General features: G+C 63.4%; 15 protein-coding genes. 1 reads left to right on the top strand and 14 read right to left on the bottom strand.

What is annotated here, in order from left to right:
• The 6 genes from V3C40_RS22025 to V3C40_RS22000 all read right to left on the bottom strand — a co-directional run bounded on the left by V3C40_RS22025 (position 1) and on the right by V3C40_RS22000 (position 8,098).
• The gene (locus V3C40_RS22025) at positions 1–1,005 is read right to left on the bottom strand and encodes a DUF4424 family protein (RefSeq protein ID WP_331778521.1); all 1,005 of its coding nucleotides are present in this window, start codon (positions 1,003–1,005) and stop codon (positions 1–3) included.
• Entirely contained in the window at positions 1,005–3,836 is a 2,832-nt protein-coding gene (locus V3C40_RS22020) for an ATP-binding protein (RefSeq protein WP_331778520.1), read from the bottom strand. The genes V3C40_RS22025 and V3C40_RS22020 overlap by 1 nt, the downstream gene beginning before the upstream one ends.
• Positions 3,837–3,844: 8 nt before the next feature.
• Positions 3,845–4,579 (bottom strand): hypothetical protein, encoded by a 735-nt coding sequence (locus V3C40_RS22015; RefSeq protein WP_219329729.1) that lies wholly within the window; start codon positions 4,577–4,579, stop codon positions 3,845–3,847.
• Positions 4,572–5,942, bottom strand: a complete 1,371-nt coding sequence (locus V3C40_RS22010) for a hypothetical protein (protein WP_139248478.1) — start codon at positions 5,940–5,942, stop codon at positions 4,572–4,574. The genes V3C40_RS22015 and V3C40_RS22010 overlap by 8 nt, the downstream gene beginning before the upstream one ends.
• A gap of 269 nt (positions 5,943–6,211) precedes the next feature.
• The gene (locus V3C40_RS22005; RefSeq protein WP_331778519.1) at positions 6,212–6,973 is read right to left on the bottom strand and encodes a DUF3108 domain-containing protein; all 762 of its coding nucleotides are present in this window, start codon (positions 6,971–6,973) and stop codon (positions 6,212–6,214) included.
• The gene (locus V3C40_RS22000) at positions 6,974–8,098 is read right to left on the bottom strand and encodes a DUF3108 domain-containing protein (protein WP_331778518.1); all 1,125 of its coding nucleotides are present in this window, start codon (positions 8,096–8,098) and stop codon (positions 6,974–6,976) included. It abuts the gene before it with no gap.
• Between the two features lie 149 nt (positions 8,099–8,247).
• Between V3C40_RS22000 and V3C40_RS21995 the strand changes: the two genes are divergently transcribed.
• Positions 8,248–8,964, top strand: coding sequence for a PhaM family polyhydroxyalkanoate granule multifunctional regulatory protein (locus V3C40_RS21995; RefSeq protein ID WP_034753455.1), 717 nt, complete (start codon positions 8,248–8,250; stop codon positions 8,962–8,964).
• Positions 8,965–8,985: 21 nt separating this feature from the next.
• Here V3C40_RS21995 and V3C40_RS21990 read toward each other — a convergent pair whose 3' ends face one another.
• The 8 genes from V3C40_RS21990 to V3C40_RS21955 form a co-directional block, all read right to left on the bottom strand.
• The gene (locus V3C40_RS21990; RefSeq protein ID WP_230516689.1) at positions 8,986–9,282 is read right to left on the bottom strand and encodes a hypothetical protein; all 297 of its coding nucleotides are present in this window, start codon (positions 9,280–9,282) and stop codon (positions 8,986–8,988) included.
• Positions 9,266–10,996, bottom strand: coding sequence for a response regulator (locus tag V3C40_RS21985; RefSeq protein ID WP_331778517.1), 1,731 nt, complete (start codon positions 10,994–10,996; stop codon positions 9,266–9,268). The genes V3C40_RS21990 and V3C40_RS21985 overlap by 17 nt, the downstream gene beginning before the upstream one ends.
• Positions 10,997–11,007: 11 nt before the next feature.
• A complete protein-coding gene (locus V3C40_RS21980; RefSeq protein WP_331778516.1) occupies positions 11,008–11,727 on the bottom strand; it encodes a sensor histidine kinase in 720 nt (239 codons plus the stop codon).
• Positions 11,728–11,883: 156 nt separating this feature from the next.
• Entirely contained in the window at positions 11,884–13,659 is a 1,776-nt protein-coding gene (locus V3C40_RS21975; protein ID WP_331778515.1) for a family 2A encapsulin nanocompartment cargo protein cysteine desulfurase, read from the bottom strand.
• Complete coding sequence (locus V3C40_RS21970; RefSeq protein ID WP_331778514.1) at positions 13,634–14,563, bottom strand: family 2A encapsulin nanocompartment shell protein; 930 nt, start codon at positions 14,561–14,563, stop codon at positions 13,634–13,636. The genes V3C40_RS21975 and V3C40_RS21970 overlap by 26 nt, the downstream gene beginning before the upstream one ends.
• 227 nt (positions 14,564–14,790) lie before the next feature.
• Positions 14,791–15,015: a helix-turn-helix domain-containing protein gene (locus tag V3C40_RS21965; protein WP_070305409.1), complete on the bottom strand. Its 225-nt coding sequence runs from the start codon at positions 15,013–15,015 to the stop codon at positions 14,791–14,793.
• A 7-nt stretch (positions 15,016–15,022) separates the two neighbouring features.
• Entirely contained in the window at positions 15,023–16,009 is a 987-nt protein-coding gene (epsC, locus tag V3C40_RS21960; protein ID WP_331778513.1) for a serine O-acetyltransferase EpsC, read from the bottom strand.
• 20 nt (positions 16,010–16,029) lie between these two features.
• Positions 16,030–16,527 (bottom strand): rhodanese-like domain-containing protein, encoded by a 498-nt coding sequence (locus V3C40_RS21955; protein WP_219329723.1) that lies wholly within the window; start codon positions 16,525–16,527, stop codon positions 16,030–16,032.
• Positions 16,528–16,547: the final 20 nt, after the last annotated feature.

Below are 16,547 nucleotides of genomic sequence, written 5' to 3'. Positions count from 1 at the left end.
CTATGGCCGGATCCGTGGCGCCACGCCGTCGTGGTCGCCCGCGCCTTCGACATTGCCGAAGTACACGTCGAGGTCCTGCTTCGGATGGAAGTTGCGCAGCTTGACTTGCAAGGTGGTGGGGTTGATCTTGGTGAACGTGCCGGGGAAGCAGAGGCTGACCAGCTCGTCCGGCTTGCCCTTGATCAGGTTCAAGGTAAAGTCTTCGATGCCATTCTTCCACGTGTTACCGGTCGTCAAAATGTACGACACCCACACGGCATTGACGAAGCCGCTTTCGCCCTGCTTGGCCGCCAGGCGGTTCCACGTCTTGTAGAAGGCCTTGTCGCCACAGTATTTCTTTTCAAATGTATCGCCATCGCCCAGGTAGGATGCGCCCGGACCGGCCGCGACAAATGGCGCATATTGATGGCGCACGCGCACGACTTTGCCGGCGGGGAATTTCTGCTGCCACAGATAGATGACTTTGACGGTCCAGGCCGGTACCCATTCCTCGTCATACAGCTGGGCCAGCAAGCCTTCGCGTATCATGATCTTGCTCTGCGCGGCCGTCAGCGGCGCCACCTTCTTGTCGAACGGGGTGTGTGAGGGGAAATAGGCAATTTGCGCATCCGACAGGCCCAGCTGGCGCAAGCGGGACGTCACGTCCTCGGCGTCGAGCTTGGCGACGAAGGTCGTTTGATAGTCCTTGCGCTTGCCATCGACGTCGACGGTGAACTGCTGCGGCTGGCCGTAATACGTGGGCGAGCCATGGTAGCCGGCCGAGTATTCGGGCAGCGGAAAGAAGATCGTCTCTTCCACATCCTTGGCCGACTCGTTGAGGAATTCATACTCGACCTTGATCAAGTCCGTGCTCACGCTAAGCACTTCCTTTTTCATGGCCACGGCATCCGTCTTGCCGAACAGGATGCCGCCCGCGCTGACGGAACCGATGCCGTCGTTGGCCACGGCTGGCGCCGAGCACGCCAGCGCCAGTACTGCAGATGCGAGCAAAGTGCGTACAAGCATCACGCCGCCTTGCCCGGCGCGGGTTCGACCCGGCGCTGCAGCACGAAAATCGGTTGCGCCCATTGGGTATCCTTTTTCTTCTTGCTGGTGATCAAAGTAAGCTCGGACGGATCATAGACGTCCGTGTTGTGCGTCAGCGGCGTCGTCATCAGGTATTGCGCTTCCGTATTCTTCAGGAACTCGCCGACCAGCTGAATGTTGCGGATATCCAAATGGGCAAACGGTTCGTCGATGAAGACGAAGCCGCCGGAACCGTCTTCCGATTTCAGCAAGCCGATCAGCAGCACCAGGGACTTCATCACCTGCTGGCCGCCCGACGCTTCGCCATCGTTCATGCCGATGACGCCCTTGCCGTCGAACTTGAAGCGCACGTGCAAGCCAGCCTGCGACAGTTGCACATCGTCGTTTTCCAGGCGCACGGGGTCGGCATGGACTTCGATGCCAGCCAGCTCGCCCAGCTCCTTGATGTTCTTGCTGTAGGTCTTGATGGTGTAGCGCAAGCGCTCCATATAGGCGCCGCGGGCATTGCCCGTCGCTTCGATGGCGCGGTTGTTCTGGTAGCGGCGCTCGTCCGTTTCCGACTGGCGGCCATGCAGCTGGTCCGACAGGCGGTGATGCTGGTCGATGACGGTCGCGTCCAGTTCCCAGTCGTCGCGCGCCAGGCTGTTTTGCAGGCTGGCCACGCGCAGATCGACCTGGTGCGCATTTTGGTGCTCGGCCACGAGGGCTGCGCGACGAGCGGGACGGCGCCAGCTTTTCGGCAGGTGGCGCCACGCATGGCGCAGGGCCAGCAAGGCGCGCGCATGCTCGGCGCGCTGTTCAATTTGCTTCTTGTAGCCGAGGCGCGAACCGGCTTCCGCTTCCGACAAAGCCAGGCGCGCGTTTTGCCACACCGTATCGGCACGCGTGCGCGCCACGGTGGCGTTCTTCGTCAGGTTCTGCAGCTCGCCCAGGCGGCCGCCCACTTCCAGGCGCTCTTCCTTGAGCGGCTTCGAATTGCGCAGCGCTTCGGCGAATTCTTCCTGGCGTGCGCTCAGTTCCTTGGCCGCGTCGACGCCGGCGATGCGCGCCTTCAAGGCACCCACTTCGGCCGCCAGCTTCGAGATCGCCAGGGTGAGCGTGTCTTCCTGTCCTTCCAGTCCCGGCAGCGAGCGCAGCAGCGCTTCCAGGCGGCCGCTGCGGCCAGCCTGGCCGAAGCGGTAGCGCGACGCTTCCACGAACAGCGAGCGTCCGCCTCGGCGTTCGCGGTGGTAAGCCTCGGGCGTGATCCACTCTTCATGGTTGCCCAGCTTGAAACCGGCTTCGACGGAATCGACGCGTGCAATGCGCGACAGCTGCTCGATCAGCCAGCTTGGCACGGGCGCGGAAAATTTCACCACAGCCAGCAAGCTTTCGTCTTTCGCTACCGGAGCCGTGACCAAGTCGGGCACGATGAAGTGGCGGTAGCGTTCCTTCTCGGCCAGACGGTAAGCGGCGGCGGCATCCTTGGCCTTGTCGAGCAGAACGACGGAGGCGTAACCGCCCAGCACGCCTTCGACGGCGCCCTGCCAGCGGCTGTCCGTCACTTCGACGATGTCCGACAGCATGGCGTGGCTGATCCCCGCGTCACGCAGCGCGCGGCGTATGCCGCGCACATTGTCCGGCTCCGGCATGGCCGTCTTGCCTTGCAATGCTGCAATCGTCGCCTGCTCGCCCGCGATGCGCGCCGACAGGGCGTCGCGCTGCTGGCGCTGGCGCAGCAATTCCGCTTCCTTCTGTTCCAGCTGGGCCGCCACTTCGGCGATGTCGCTGCCCGAGTCCGCCGCCAGCTTGTGCAAGCGGTCCTTCTGTTCCAGCAGGCTGTCCAGCGGTTTCAGTTTTGCATTGATCAGGGAAAGGCGGCTCTGCAGGCCGATCGATTCCTGCTCCAGCAGGGTCTCGTTCATCTGCGCGTCGGACAGCGCCTTCGCTTGCGCGGCCAGCGCATTGCGTTTATCGGTCAGTTGCTGGTCCGCCTGCGCCATCGGCTTGCGCGCGTCGCGCAATTGCCGGCTGGCGATGGCCGCCTTTTCGCGCGCCTCGTGGTATTGCAGGCTGGGCAGCACTTCTTCCAGCAGGTTACGGCGCTCTTTATGCAGCCCTTCCCACTGGTGGTAATTGGCCACGCGCAGGCGCAAGCCTTCCAGGTTGGTCTTCGACGCTTCCAGTTCCGTCTCAAAACGTTTCAGCTCCACTTCCGTGTCGCGCTGGTGGCGCTTGGCTTCGTCGTAGGCGTCCAGCACTTCCTTGTCGCCGAACACCTGGAACACCAGATCGAGCAGCTGGCGCGGCGCATATTCGCACAATTTGTCCGTCTCGCCCTGCTCCAGCGCCAGCACTTTCGACATGGCTGGCGACAAGCCCGCATTGGCCAGGCGCTTGCGGTAGTTTTCCACACCGAGCCAGTCGTTGGCATCCGTGATGTCTTCGATCTGCACATTGCCCGGACGCATCAGATACTGGCGCTTCCAGTCGCCGCCATTTTTCTGGATCTGGCAAAACAGGGTCACTTCATCGTCGCTGAAGAAGCCGGAACTGCGGAACGGACGGTTCGACAGCTGCTTGCCCACGTTCTTGTTGTCGACCACGGCGCGCAGCCAGGCCGTCTGCTGGCCCGAGTGGCGCGCATAGTGTTTATACGTGCGGCCCATCGAGCAGTCGAGGCCGAACAGGGTGCGCAAAGCGTCGAGCAAGGTGGTCTTGCCGGAACCGTTCTGCCCCGCGATGGTGATGATCTTCGCGTCGAGCGGGATATTCTTGATGCGCTGCCAGTAATCCCAGTGCACCAGTTCAAGTGATTTGATATGAAACATGGGCGCTTTCAGTGAGGAAGGTCGGACGCGGGCTCGTCGCCAGCGTCAGGCAGGTCGCCGATATCGGCGGACAGGTCGTCTGCCAGATCGGCGTCAGGATCGATGGCCACCAGGCGCGCCGGCGCCCGCTTGAATACGTCGGCCAGGGCGCCGTTGATGATGCGCTCTTTCAAGACGTCCGTGTCCATCATCAGGTCCAGCAGCGGACCTTCCAGGATGAAATCGCCGCGCCGCTCGATGAAGCCCAGCTTGGCCAGGGTGCCCAGATTCATGTCCATGCGCGTCTTCTTGCCCAGCTTGTCGCCGAAGTCCGACAGCAGCGCCTTGTAGGAAATGCCGATCGACGCGTCTTCCGCGCGCGGCAGCGGCTTTTCCGTGCCGAACATATCGTTCTGGTCATCGTCCGCATGCTGGTGCGTTTCCTGGCGTTCGCGCTTGGGCAGGATGATCTGCGCCCACAGCACCACCAGCAAGGCCACGCCATCGCGCGCCAAACCGAAATTATTGTTTTGCCACACGTCGCGCGCGCCGAAAATCTTCGGTTCGATGGTGCGCGTCAGTGCCAAAGTCACGTGGTCGGCATACACGTTGTCGAGCAGTTTCAAGCCGCAGGCCAGCAATCGCGCATCGATCTCGGCGCGGAACAGCTCGTCGGACAGCACGCGCTTGACGAGCTTGTCGTCGCGACGCAGGGTTTGATGCGTGAGCAGGCGCGCAATCAGGATTTGGGAATCGTCATTCATCGGCAGTGCCGCTATCTAAATCAAGTGAAACATTCAGTGAAAGCGAGGCGATCGACATGGCCGCCACGTGGGGGTCGGTCAGTTGGACCATCTCGTCGGTCGGTGTAAAGGTAATCGGCAAGCGGGCCAGTTCGGCCGTCGAGCCTTGCAAGCTCGCTTCGGACACGTCGCCCAGCAGCGGCAGCATCGAAGCGCGGTATGACGCCACGGCAAAGCTGGCCGGCAGCAAGGAATCCTGCACGGGCACCGATTTCGGCCCCTCTTCGCCGATGCTGGGGAAATTGCCCAGGCTGGCGAAGTTCGACAGGCGGTCCAACAGGTCATCGAGTTCAAGCTGCATGGCGGGTCCGTCGCTGATGGTGGTGGGCGCATCCTCTCCGCTGGGCAGGCCCGTGTTGGTCACGCCTGCCGCCCGTTCGGACAGCAGTTCCGTTTCGGCCACGTCGATCATCTCGGCCGGCGTGGAGAACAGCGGCACGACGGGCTGGTCGATGGCGCCTTCGGCCAGGCTGGCCAGGTCTTCGTGCAGCAAGAGCCAGCGCTTGATGTCCGTGGTTGACAGGCCCGACTGGCCCAGGTGCACGCGCTGGCGCTCGATCTGGTTCAGGGCGCGCGAAAACATGCCTTGCATGTTGAGCAATTTGCTTTGCGCGCGGCCGATCGCCTGCGCCGCCTTGTGCGTGGCGCTATCCGCGTTTTCATCGGACGTGATGGCCACGAGGATTTCGGACCCCTTCTCGACCCAGTCGCACGCCATGTTCCACTTTGCCTGCGCCGTGCGCAGCCGGAATTCGGAACCGGACGCGATGGCGTCGGAGAACTCCTCCGTCAAGTCCACGAGGCGCCCCAGCAAATGCTGGAGTTGTTCAACGGATACGCCGCCGACGGCTTGCGCGCCCGCTACCTGCGACAGCAGAAAACCCATTTCCGCTTCGTCTTCCGTCTGGCCCAGGCCAAGCAAGCTGTCGATGGCCGACAGCACATTGCGCGCCATCGGCGTCACGCGATACACGCCCTGCTGCGCATCCCAGGCCAGCAACTGGTTCGAGCGCAGGCGCAGCAAGACCGTTTCCAGGCTTTCCGGCAACAGGTAGGCGAGTTTCGTGTTGATATCGGCGCGCGTATAGGCGGACGTGGCCGCATCGGACGCGAGTTCGCGCAACACGAGCAGACGCACCAGCACGCCATCGAAACCGCCGTGGAACAGGGCCGTAAACACTTGCAGCAGAGGCTGCGCCCGCTTCAAGTGAAAAACTTGCTCTATTTCATCGGCCGAAATATTGGGCTGGAAATGCGCCTGCAAGGAATCGTGATGCTCTTGCTCTGTCTGATTTGCATCCGTAGCCACGGCTGCACTTGCCATTATATCAATCATTCTTTTCCGGATGAGTGTTCAGCGGGCGGCGCAGCGGGCTAACGCAGCGCTGCGGGGCGGGGGCGTCAGTATATCAGTTCTGACATGCAATTTAGCGCGTGGGAGGGGGAGGTGCGGACACGGCGCAACGCTGGCGCCTGCTTATCAAGACTCCTGATGGCGAAAACGGGCGGACAAGGGTCAGTTCCTTTGGAATCGGGATGCGCCCATTGGGCACCTCCCCCCGGCGGGTCTGACCCCACAACAACAGCAAGCACTTACTTCTGCACGACCTTTTGCAAGGTTTGCTCGACGTAATCACCATCTTCATCGGCGAACGTCACCTTCACGGGATACCATTCCAGCGACGGGGCCAGCCACAGGTCTACTTGCTGGCCCTTCTTGTCCGGCGGTGGCGCCTTGATCAGGTGCACGGCCTCCACCAGACCCTGGCCGGTGGCGACGGTCTCCTGCTTGACGACCTTGAAGGTCCACGGCTCGGCGTCGTGGCGGCCGGCAACGAAGAAACTCCATTCCGAGCCGGGTGTGAATTTCTCGGGGGCGGCGCGCGCTATGCTGACCAGTTGCCAGACGGTGCTGTTACGGTCCTGCTCGCCGCCTTTCAGCGGATAGCTGTCGTCGCCTTCGCTGAAGACGATGGTCTTGCTGTCGCGCTTGAAAGTAGTCGTGGCCGCTTCCTTGCGGAAACGCTTTTCCACGAACTGCGCTGGCGCCAGGCCGTAATCGTCGACCGTGCCTTCGCTGCGCTGCTCGAGGATCTTGCCGAACAGGGCGGCCTTGGTTTCGGCCAGCAGCGAGTACTTGCCATCGCCAGCGCGCCAGTTGCTGACCGATTCGCCGGACAGCGCGATGCCGCGCTGCTTCGCCTTGATCGAATAGACGAGGTCGGCCGACGGCGCCAGCTTGTACGGGCGCTTGATGACGGGATGCTCCACGGGCGCGTCGGCCATGGCGGGAGCGAAGGTGGCGGCCAGCACGCCGGCGGCCAGCAAGTGTTTCAAAGAATTCAGAGTCATCATTTATTTTCCTGTAGCGTCATTGACGCGGATTTGGGTCACGGTTTGCGTGGTCAGCGCCCCGTTCGCTTCGGTATTGCGTATTTGTACCGGATACCATTGCATGGACGGCGCCAGCCAGATATCGAGCTGCGACGAATACGTGCCGGGTTTCGGCGGCCGGCGCAAATGCCAGGTCACCAGGCGGCCCATCTTGGTCTCCAGTTCTTCCTCGCCCACCAGCTGGAAGCGGAACACGGTCGCTTCTTTTTCCTCGCCAACGAGGATGTCAATATTGCCCGCCAGTTGGTTGACGTCCGCGCGGCCGATGGCGGCCAGCTGGAATGGCACGGTGGCCTTGTCCTGCGCCCCCTCCTGCCATGGCACCGTGGCCGTCGTGGCCGAAAACGTGATGGCCTTGGCGTCGCGGTTGAAATGCGTGGCCGTTTGCGCGCGGCCCTTGCGCTTTTCCGTGGCCGTGACGGGCACGATGCCGCTGCCATCGATCAGGCCTTCGCTGGTCAGTACCAGCAGGTTGATGCGCGTGATCAACATGCTCAAGCCCACTTCCAGTTTCAGCTGGTACGTCTCGCCCCGGTTGTCCCACGCCATGGCGGCCACGCCCTGCCACTTGGTACCGTCCGCATCGCGCCGGTCCACATGCAGGTCGAACTGGGCCGATGCAGGCGCATTCGTCTTGTAGCGCCGCGCCTGCTCGACGGGCGGCGGCGGCGGACTGGCCGGTGCCGGTGCTTCCGCCACGGCGGGCGGTGGCGCCGTGATGGCTGGCGCGCTGGCCGCCGGTGCCGCTGGCGTGACCGGCCCTTGCGGCGCGTCGCTGGCGGGCGCCGTGAACTGGGCCGTGTCGCTCGACGGCAGCTCCGTCGGCGGCGGCGGTGGCGGCAAGCGGGGCTCGGGCAAGGGCCGCAGCTTGGGCGGCGGAGGCGGAGGCGGAGGCGGCACCGGCACGGGTGCGGGCGGCTCGGCGATCAAGGCCATGCTGACCACCTGCGCATGATCCTGCCCCAGCGGCACCATGCTGGCACGCGAGGTGAGCCATTCCAGCGCCACGTAATGCAGTGCGCCGATGACCGCGACAAAAATGACGGTGCGGCGGCGCGGTGGCGAAAAGAAGGAGTCAGGCATCATAGGCCGTAGTGTAACGCCTTCCCCCTACTTCCCGCTTCTTGCCCGTACTCAACTCCTGCTGTTTTATGTAAGAAAATGTTGGCGGCTTTGCGTCAGTTGCAAGCTGATATCTGCTACGCTAGGCACATCCACCTACCAGGAGATTTCGCATGGCAAACCCGCAAATGCCCCAAATGCCGGGCGCAGCAGTTGTGACCGACACCCTCGACTTCGTCAAGAACCTGTGGGGCAGCATGAGCGTGCCCGGCATGGGCGTGCCTGGCATCACGGCGCCCACCATGTCGGTGGAAGAGCTGGACAAGAAAATCAACGACTTGAAAGCCGTCGAAGCCTGGCTGAACCTCAATACCAGCATGCTGCGCGGCAGTATCCAGGCATTGGAAGTGCAGCGCGGCACCATCGCTACCCTGAAATCGATGGGCGCTTCCCTGGCGGCAGCCATCACCCAGCCCGGCGCCAGCGAGAAATCCGTGTTTGAATCGGTACCCTACGCTTCCGCATTTTTCCAGCAAGCCGCACCCGCAGCTGCGGCACCAGCGCCTGAACCGAAACCGGCGCCTGCCCCCGCACCGGAACCGGCTGCGGCGGCGCCCAGCGATGCCGGCAGCCAGGCGGCAGCCCAGCTGGCCAATCCAAGTGCCTGGTGGAATTTATTACAAGATCAGTTCAAGCAGGCCGTGTCGACAGCGATGTCGCCCGATGCTGCCAGTTTTGGCGGTGGAGCGGCTGGAGCGACGGCCAAGCCAGCGGCCGGCAAATCCGCCAAGCCCGCTGAAGCAGGCACGGCAGCCAAGGCCAAGGCCCCGCTGCGCAAGGCGCCGGCAAAGCGCGCGGCACCCAAGTCGAAAGCACCAGGCAAGGCCTGATGTTTCAAGCTGGCGACATGATCAGGCGATACGATGAATGCGGATCGCCTCGATCTGATTGTCGGCTTGGCGTTTTACGTCACCGATCGTGATCAGGCCTTCGTCGGCCAGCGCCTTGGCGTGCTCGTACGAAGACTGGAATGTTTCCAGCGTGTCTCCCTTGGCGGCGACCGGGCGTACCCAGGCAACGGCGCCGACTTTCATTTTTTTGTATACTTCATTGACCACATCACGCATAGTTTCTTCCTTATTGTTGTAGAGCAACTCAAGCACGGGCGAACCCACGCTGGCCCCTAGTTTATCATCCGGCACGCTCACGCACGACTTTTCCCCCTTTTTCCGGCACCGGCGGCGCTTTTTCCGGCACCACGACGGCCTCTTCCGGCCCGGGCGGCGGCGTCAGCTGCACCAGTTGCTCCATCAATTGCGCGAAGCGCTGCTGCCCTGGTGCAATTTTGTCCACATACAACAACACTTCCATGGCTTCGGCCGCCAATTCCGCCTGGTAGCCGCGCTGCTCCAGGAACGACACGATGATTTGCGCGGAATTGAACAGGATGCGCAAGTTGTTCGGCAGCTTGTCGCGCGCCGTGCGCATCCAGGCAACGGCTTCGTTGAGCTTGTCCGTCTTCCACAGCAGCACGCCCTTGTTCATCAAGTCCGACGCTTCCTTGCGCGAGGCGATGATCAGGCTCGTGCCCTCGTCGCCCATCTTGGCCTTGTCGAAAATTTTCTGCACTTCGTCCTGCACCACCTGGTTATCGTGGTTGTTCTTGACCACGTAGCACAGCAGGCCGGCCGGCGCATCCTTGACGCCGACGGCGAACAGCAGGGTCGCCAGTTCCATGCAAATGCTTTTCTCGGGCCGCGCCGGGTCTTCGGCCAGCATCGCTTCGAGCTCGTCGCCGCACTTGCGCGCGCGCCGGTAATCGCCCGTTTCGTGGTGCACCATGCCTTCCGTGATCTTCGCGCGCAGCCCGATCTGCTCGGGCGAGAATTCGCGCTGCGCCAGCAGCAGCCACTGCAGCGCTTCCTTGGCATCCTTTTTGAGGCCGCACACGCGCGCCAGGCCCAGGTAAGCGTCCGGCGTCTTCATGACGGAAAACTCGCCGATGGAGATGCATTTGCGAAAGGCCTTTTCCGCCATGCTGACATTGCCGACCTTCAAGGCCGCCAGTCCCAGGTTGCGCTGGCGCGGCACGGAATTGGGCGACAGGCGCGCCGCCTTTTCCAGCACGCCGCACGCTTCCTCGTGCTGGCCCATCAGCTGGTAGGCGACGGCCATTTGGTCGTAGGCATCGATGTAGTACTTGTTTTCCACGATCACGCCTTGGAAGATTTGCCGCGCCGCCTCGTGCTCGCCGTTGTTCATGCGGATCTTGCCCAGGCCAGCCTTGGCCCAGCTGTAATCGCGGTCGGCCAGCACTTTCTCGTACACGGCACGGGCCTTTTCCGGCTCGCCGCTTTTCAGCAGCAACGACGCCTTCATGCGCAGCAGTTCCAGCTCGTGCAGCTTGTTAAGCTCGATCTGCGCGTCGCACAGCTTGGCCGCGCGCAGATAATCCTTTTCCATGCAGGCCTGGTCGATTTCGCGGAACACCTGCTTCTTGTGCCACACGCGGTTCAGCCGCGTCAGCAGCACGCCTTCCGTGATCGGCTTGATCAGATACGCGTCGGGCTGGTGCTCGGCCGCGCCCATCACGGATTCCACGCTTTTCTCGGCCGACACCATCAGCCAGACGCTCGACGGCGCCGTCAGGTTGCGCACGCGCGTCTCTTCCAGTACTTGCTGGCCGTTCTTGCCTTCGCCAAGGTTGTAGTCGCACAGCACCACGTCGTAGCGCGTCTTGGCCAGCAGCTTCATGGCTTCGCCGCCGCTGGCCGCCTGGTCGATATGGCGCGCGCCCAGGTTGCGCAGCGATTCGCGCAGCAGGATGCGGATGCCGATGAAATCGTCGACCAACAGATAATGCTTGTCGGCCCAGTCGGTGCTGCCCGCTTCGGCGGCGGTGGCGTGGCTGTCTGTCGTCATGGCATCCTCGTTCAGGGCAGGCGCAGGATGAAACAGCCGCCGCCCAGGGCGCCGCCGTTTTCCAGGGCGATGCTGCCGCTGCTGCCACGGTGCTTGTGCATCTTTGCCACTTCGCTGGAAAAATACAGGCCCAGGCCCGTGCTGTTGGTGGAAAAGTTCACGCCGGCCGCCATGCCATCCATGGCCGCGCTGCCCGCGTCGAGCAAGGCCTGCGTATAGCCGTCGCCATTGTCTTCCACGCGCAGCTCGAGCATGCCGCCGTGCTCCCGCACGGACAGGCGGATCGTGTCTTTCGTGTAGCGGATGGCGTTGTTGATCGCATGCGCGAGCACGCCGATGACCAGGTCTTCATCGAGGGTCCAGATCAGCTCCGGCGCACAGGCCGTCTCCAGCCGGATGCCTTTCGACGCCAGCAATATCTTTTCCTGGTCCACCACCTGGTCGACCACCTGGCTCACCAGCTGCGGCTGCACGTCGAACGGGTAGCCGGGCTTGCCCACTTCCTTGTACAGGGCCAGCAGCTGGATCAGGTTATCGTTGAGGCGCTTGGTCTGGTACAGCATCTGCGCCATCTGCAGGTAGGCGGGGTCGGCCTGGGGGGCTGTTTTCGCCTGCTCGGCCGCCAGCAGCGACTCCAACGTGCCGCTGACCACGCTGATCGAGTTTTTCATGTCGTGCGCGGTCGACGCCAGGAACAGGAATAGCTCGGGCGAGCTGTGTTGATCTTCCACCGGATATCTCCTTGGGCCGCAGCTTCAATATTGCCAAGGATAAATTATACCGCCAGCCTGCAGGCGCCAGCCAGCCGCACGTAAAGTCCGTGACATGACGCAACAATGCCGCCCCCGCTTGCGCAGGGGCGGCATCAGCTTGACAAGCAGGCAAGATCAGCGGCGCGCGCCCGCCAGGCGCTTGACCACGACGATCATGCGGTCGATTTCCTCATACGTGTTGTAGAAGGCGAACGATGGCCGCACGGTCGCTTCCACGCCGAAGCGGCGCAGAATCGGCTGGGCGCAGTGGTGGCCCGAGCGCACGGCGATGCCCTCGTCGTTCAGCGCGCGCCCCACTTCCGCCGGCTCGTAGCCGGCCAGCACGAACGAAGCCACGCTCGCCTTGTCCAGCGCCGTGCCGATCAGGCGTACGCCGGAAATGGCCTGCAAGTGATGCGTCGCGTATTCCAGCAGCGCGTGCTCGTAGGCGGCGATGTTTTCCAGGCCGATGCGCTGCACGTAATCGATGGCCGCGCCCAGGCCCACGGCATCGGCGATATTGCCCGTGCCCGCCTCGAAACGGTTAGGCACGCCCTGGTAGACGGTGCGCTCGAACGTGACGTCGGCGATCATGTTGCCGCCGCCCTGCCATGGCGGCAATTGCTCGAGCAAGTCCGCCTTGCCATACACGGCGCCGATGCCCGTCGGGCCAAATACCTTGTGGCCCGAGAACACATAGAAATCCGCACCCAGCGCCTGCACGTCCACGCGCAGATGCGACACGGCTTGCGCGCCATCGACCAGCACGCGCACGCCGGCCGCATGCGCCAGCGCGATGATCTGCGCCACGGGCGTCACGGTGCCCAATGCATTCGACACCTGCGTCACGGACACCAACCTGGTGCGGCCGTTGAGCAGCTTGCGGAATTCATCGAGCAGGATCTGCCCGCTGTCGTCGACGGGAATCACGCGCAGGGTCGCGCCCTTTTCCGCCGCCAGTTGCTGCCACGGCACGATGTTGGCGTGGTGCTCGAGCTGCGAGACGATGATCTCGTCGCCGCTGCCGATGTATTTTCGCCCGAACGTATTGGCGACCAGGTTGATGCCCTCGGTGGCGCCCCGCACGAAAATGATTTCATTGGGCGAAGCCGCACCGAGGAAATTGGCCACCTTGGCGCGCGCGGCCTCGTACGCGTCGCTGGCACGCGCCGCCAATGCGTGCGCGGCGCGGTGGATGTTCGAATTCTCGTGCGCATAGAAATACGACACGCGGTCGATCACCGACTGCGGCTTGTGCGTGGTGGCCGCATTGTCGAACCAGGCCAGCGGCTTGCCGTTGACGCGCTCCGCCAGCACGGGAAAATCGCGCCGCACGGCATGCACGTCGAACGGCGCCGGCGTCTGGTGCTGGCCCGGCTTCGTCGCCGAGGGCAGCTCGGTCTGGAAGTAGAACACGGGCTGGCTGTTCGCCGGCGATACGGGCAGCTGGCGCGCGGGTGCCTGCTGCGGCGCGGCCTGTCCCAGACCCTGCTGCGCCAGGCCATCGAGCTTGCCGTTCGACGCGGGATAACCATGTGCGCCGCCGACAAAGTAATACGGCGACGGCGCACCGAGGCTTGATGCACGCGGCGTCGGCACGGAAGCCGGCGCCGGCGCAACCGGTGCTTCCAAAGGTGGCGTCACGGGCGGCACTTGCGCCGTCGCCACGCCGGGGGCGATGGCGGCGAAGGAAGGGCCGGGCTGCGGCGGCGGACGGTTCGCATAGCGGGGCGCCGCATCGAGCACGCTGCCGGAACCGCCAAGGCTGGGCGACTTGTCCAACGCGGGGGCCAACCCTGGCAAACGGGCAAAGAATTCACCGGCCAGGCGGTTCAAAGTCGCTTCATCGGGTAAAAACGGGACGGCAGGCAAGCCCGCCGCGCCATCACTTGTAGGTGTCTGGGTAGTCATGGTATTTACCGATCTCCACGTCTTCCAGTACGGCCAGCGCATCGTCGGTCAGCACGGCCAGCGAGCAATACAGCGAAATCAGGTAGGACGAAATCGCATGGCGGTTGATGCCCATGAAGCGCACGGACAGGCCCGGGCTTTGCTCGCCCGCCAGACCAGGCTGGAACAGGCCGATCACGCCCTGCCGCTGTTCGCCCGCGCGCAGCAAAATGATCTTCGTCTTGCCGTCTTCGATCGGCAGTTTGTCCGATGGCACCAGCGGCACGCCGCGCCACGTGAGGAACTGGGAGCCGAACAGGCTGACGGTCGGCGGCGGCACGCCGCGGCGCGTGCATTCGCGGCCAAAGGCGGCAATGGCCAACGGGTGGGCGAGGAAGAAGCCCGGTTCCTTCCACACTTTCGTCAGCAGTTCGTCGAGATCGTCCGGCGTGGGCGCGCCCGTCAGGGTAAAGATGCGCTGGTCGTCATGCACGCTGGCCAGCAGGCCGTAGTCGGGATTGTTGATCAATTCGCTTTCCTGGCGTTCCTTGATCGTCTCGATGGTCAGGCGCAGCTGCTCCTTGATCTGGTCGTGCGGGCTGCTGTACAGGTCCGACACGCGCGTGTGCACATCGAGCACCGTGCTGACGGCGTTGAGAAAATATTCGCGCGGCTGGTCGTCGTAGTCGACGAAGGTTTGCGGCAGTTCCGACTCGTCGCGCTGCGAGCAGGCGACGCGCACGTCCTTCGGATTTTTCACGCGATTGAGGCGGTAGATACCCGCTTCCACGGGCAGCCATTGCAGCAGGTGCACGAGCCAGCGCGGCGTGATCGTGGATAACTGGGGGATGCTCTTGCTTGCATTGGCCAGCTGGCGCGCGGCGTTATCGCCCAGCGCGAACTGGCTCTCTGTTGCTTCTGCCATGACTACTCCTGATGAGAAAAGTGAATATGCTTATCTGAAAAACGAATAAAGTATCGAGCGTCTCCCCTCTTCTCTCAACATGCTATCGCCACCAAAAAACGCTTAACCAAACCTACTGCGCGTCGCGATTTGCAGCCTGCGATGCTCACTGTGCATTCGCACAGCTGCGCTTCTCGGCCACAACTCACTGCCGCTCGCCACGGCTTTGTTAAGCGTTTTACCCGTTTTTAATCGACCAACTCCGGCTCGCAGCGCGCCATCAATCCGGCCAGGCCGACGCCCAGCGCGACGGCCAGCTTTTCCACCGTCAGCAGCGACGGCGTGGCGGCGCCCCGTTCGATTTCGCCGATGAACGAGCGGTTCAAGTCGGCCGCTTCGGCCAGCCGCTCCTGCGACCAGCCATGCCCTTCACGCAACTGGCGCACGGCCAGTCCAAACTGTTTGATCAACATGCTGTCCTCATGGGTGGTGGGCAAAGGCGGGGTGGGATGGCGCCGGCAATTCCGGTGCCTCCTGCTGGTTGTGCGCTTGCGTGACATGGCTGCCGGGCGCCACGCTGCGGGTCAGCCAGACATTGCCGCCGATGACGGAGCCCTGGCCGATGGTCACCCGTCCCAGGATCGTCGCGCCCGCATAAATGACCACGTCGTCCTGCACGATGGGGTGGCGCGCCAGTCCCTTTTTCAGCACGCCGTCGGCGCCGGCGGGAAAGCGCTTGGCGCCCAGGGTGACGGCTTGATAGATGCGCACGCGTTCGCCGATGATGGCCGTCTCGCCGATCACCACGCCCGTGCCATGGTCGATGAAAAAGCTGCTGCCGATGATGGCGCCCGGGTGGATGTCGATGCCCGTCTGCGAATGGGCCACTTCGGCGATGATGCGCGCCACCAGCGGCGCGCCCAGCGCATACAGGGTGTGCGCCAGGCGGTAATGGATGATGGCCAGGATGCCCGGATAGCACAGCAGCACTTCATCGACGCTGTGCGCGGCCGGGTCGCCATGGAAGGCGGCCGCCACGTCCGTGTCGAGCTGGGTGCGGATGCGCGGCAGCGCGCGGGCGAAGCGCTGCACGATGGCCAGCGCCTGCTGTTCGATGGAGACCGTCTGCTGCAAGCCGTGCTGGCGCGCGTGGTAACTGAGTTCGCGCCGCACCTGTTCGTGCAAGCCCGTGAGGTTCGTGTCGAGCGTGTGGCCGACAAAGAAATCTTCGCTCTCCTGCTGCAGGTCGAGGGGCCCCAGGCGCATGGGAAACAGCGCCGCGCACAGGGCTTTGATGATGTCGTGCAAGTGCTGGCGCGACGGGAATTCGCGCGCGCCGCACTCCTGGTTGCTGGCCAATCCTTCGCGCCACTGCTCGCGCACGGCGCGCAATTCATCGACGATCTGGCGCAGTTCCCATTGCGGCTGTGCGGCAAGAGAGGCAGGGGGAATGGCTCGCTGGTTCATGGTGGTCCCGGGGAAGAGGTTCAATCTTGCAGCCAGGGCAGCGCATGCCAGCGCCAGCCACCGCTGTGGCCGCGCTGCTGCTGCTCGTCAAGGTCACCCTCGAAGCCTTGCGCGATATTGAAAACGTGCGTGAAACCGGCCTTGGCGGCCGCTTCGGCGGCCGCGGCCGAGCGCTTGCCGCTGCGGCACAGCAGCACCACGACGGCATCCTTGCCGCCCACCTTTGCTTCCAGTTCGCGCGTAAAGCGGGGATTGCGGTTCATGGCCGTGCCGGTGGCCCACGCCACGTGCAACGAGGCGGACACGTAGCCGACGAACGTGCGTTCTTCATGCGTGCGCACGTCGACCAGCACGGCTTTGCCGGCCTGCACCAGTTGCCACGCATCCTGCGCGCTGACGATGCCCGCATACGGCAAGCCCTGCGCCTGCGCCTGGGTACGCGCGAGATTGAGCACTTCGTCAAAAGCCGCCTCGCCGTGCGCGGCGCGGGGATCGAAAATCAGTTCTGCAGCAGCCATCTTTCCACCTCTTTATTCCG

The sequence above is a fragment of the Janthinobacterium sp. LS2A genome, from assembly GCF_036543145.1.
GTDB classification, from domain to species: Bacteria; Pseudomonadota; Gammaproteobacteria; order Burkholderiales; family Burkholderiaceae_D; genus Janthinobacterium; species Janthinobacterium aestuarii.
Note: the sequence above shows the minus strand (reverse complement) of the source record. Positions and strands in the feature narration are given on the sequence as shown.

What these genes read in the sequence shown, in the direction of transcription:
- V3C40_RS22025 (WP_331778521.1), bottom strand. Translation starts at nt 1,005, where the DNA reads ATGCTTGTACGCACTTTGCTCGCATCTGCAGTACTGGCGCTGGCGTGC.
- V3C40_RS22020 (WP_331778520.1), bottom strand. Translation starts at nt 3,836, where the DNA reads ATGTTTCATATCAAATCACTTGAACTGGTGCACTGGGATTACTGGCAG.
- V3C40_RS22015 (WP_219329729.1), bottom strand. Translation starts at nt 4,579, where the DNA reads ATGAATGACGATTCCCAAATCCTGATTGCGCGCCTGCTCACGCATCAA.
- V3C40_RS22010 (WP_139248478.1), bottom strand. Translation starts at nt 5,942, where the DNA reads ATGGCAAGTGCAGCCGTGGCTACGGATGCAAATCAGACAGAGCAAGAG.
- V3C40_RS22005 (WP_331778519.1), bottom strand. Translation starts at nt 6,973, where the DNA reads ATGATGACTCTGAATTCTTTGAAACACTTGCTGGCCGCCGGCGTGCTG.
- V3C40_RS22000 (WP_331778518.1), bottom strand. Translation starts at nt 8,098, where the DNA reads ATGATGCCTGACTCCTTCTTTTCGCCACCGCGCCGCCGCACCGTCATT.
- V3C40_RS21995 (WP_034753455.1), top strand. Translation starts at nt 8,248, where the DNA reads ATGGCAAACCCGCAAATGCCCCAAATGCCGGGCGCAGCAGTTGTGACC.
- V3C40_RS21985 (WP_331778517.1), bottom strand. Translation starts at nt 10,996, where the DNA reads ATGACGACAGACAGCCACGCCACCGCCGCCGAAGCGGGCAGCACCGAC.
- V3C40_RS21975 (WP_331778515.1), bottom strand. Translation starts at nt 13,659, where the DNA reads ATGACTACCCAGACACCTACAAGTGATGGCGCGGCGGGCTTGCCTGCC.
- V3C40_RS21970 (WP_331778514.1), bottom strand. Translation starts at nt 14,563, where the DNA reads ATGGCAGAAGCAACAGAGAGCCAGTTCGCGCTGGGCGATAACGCCGCG.
- V3C40_RS21965 (WP_070305409.1), bottom strand. Translation starts at nt 15,015, where the DNA reads ATGTTGATCAAACAGTTTGGACTGGCCGTGCGCCAGTTGCGTGAAGGG.
- epsC (WP_331778513.1), bottom strand. Translation starts at nt 16,009, where the DNA reads ATGAACCAGCGAGCCATTCCCCCTGCCTCTCTTGCCGCACAGCCGCAA.
- V3C40_RS21955 (WP_219329723.1), bottom strand. Translation starts at nt 16,527, where the DNA reads ATGGCTGCTGCAGAACTGATTTTCGATCCCCGCGCCGCGCACGGCGAG.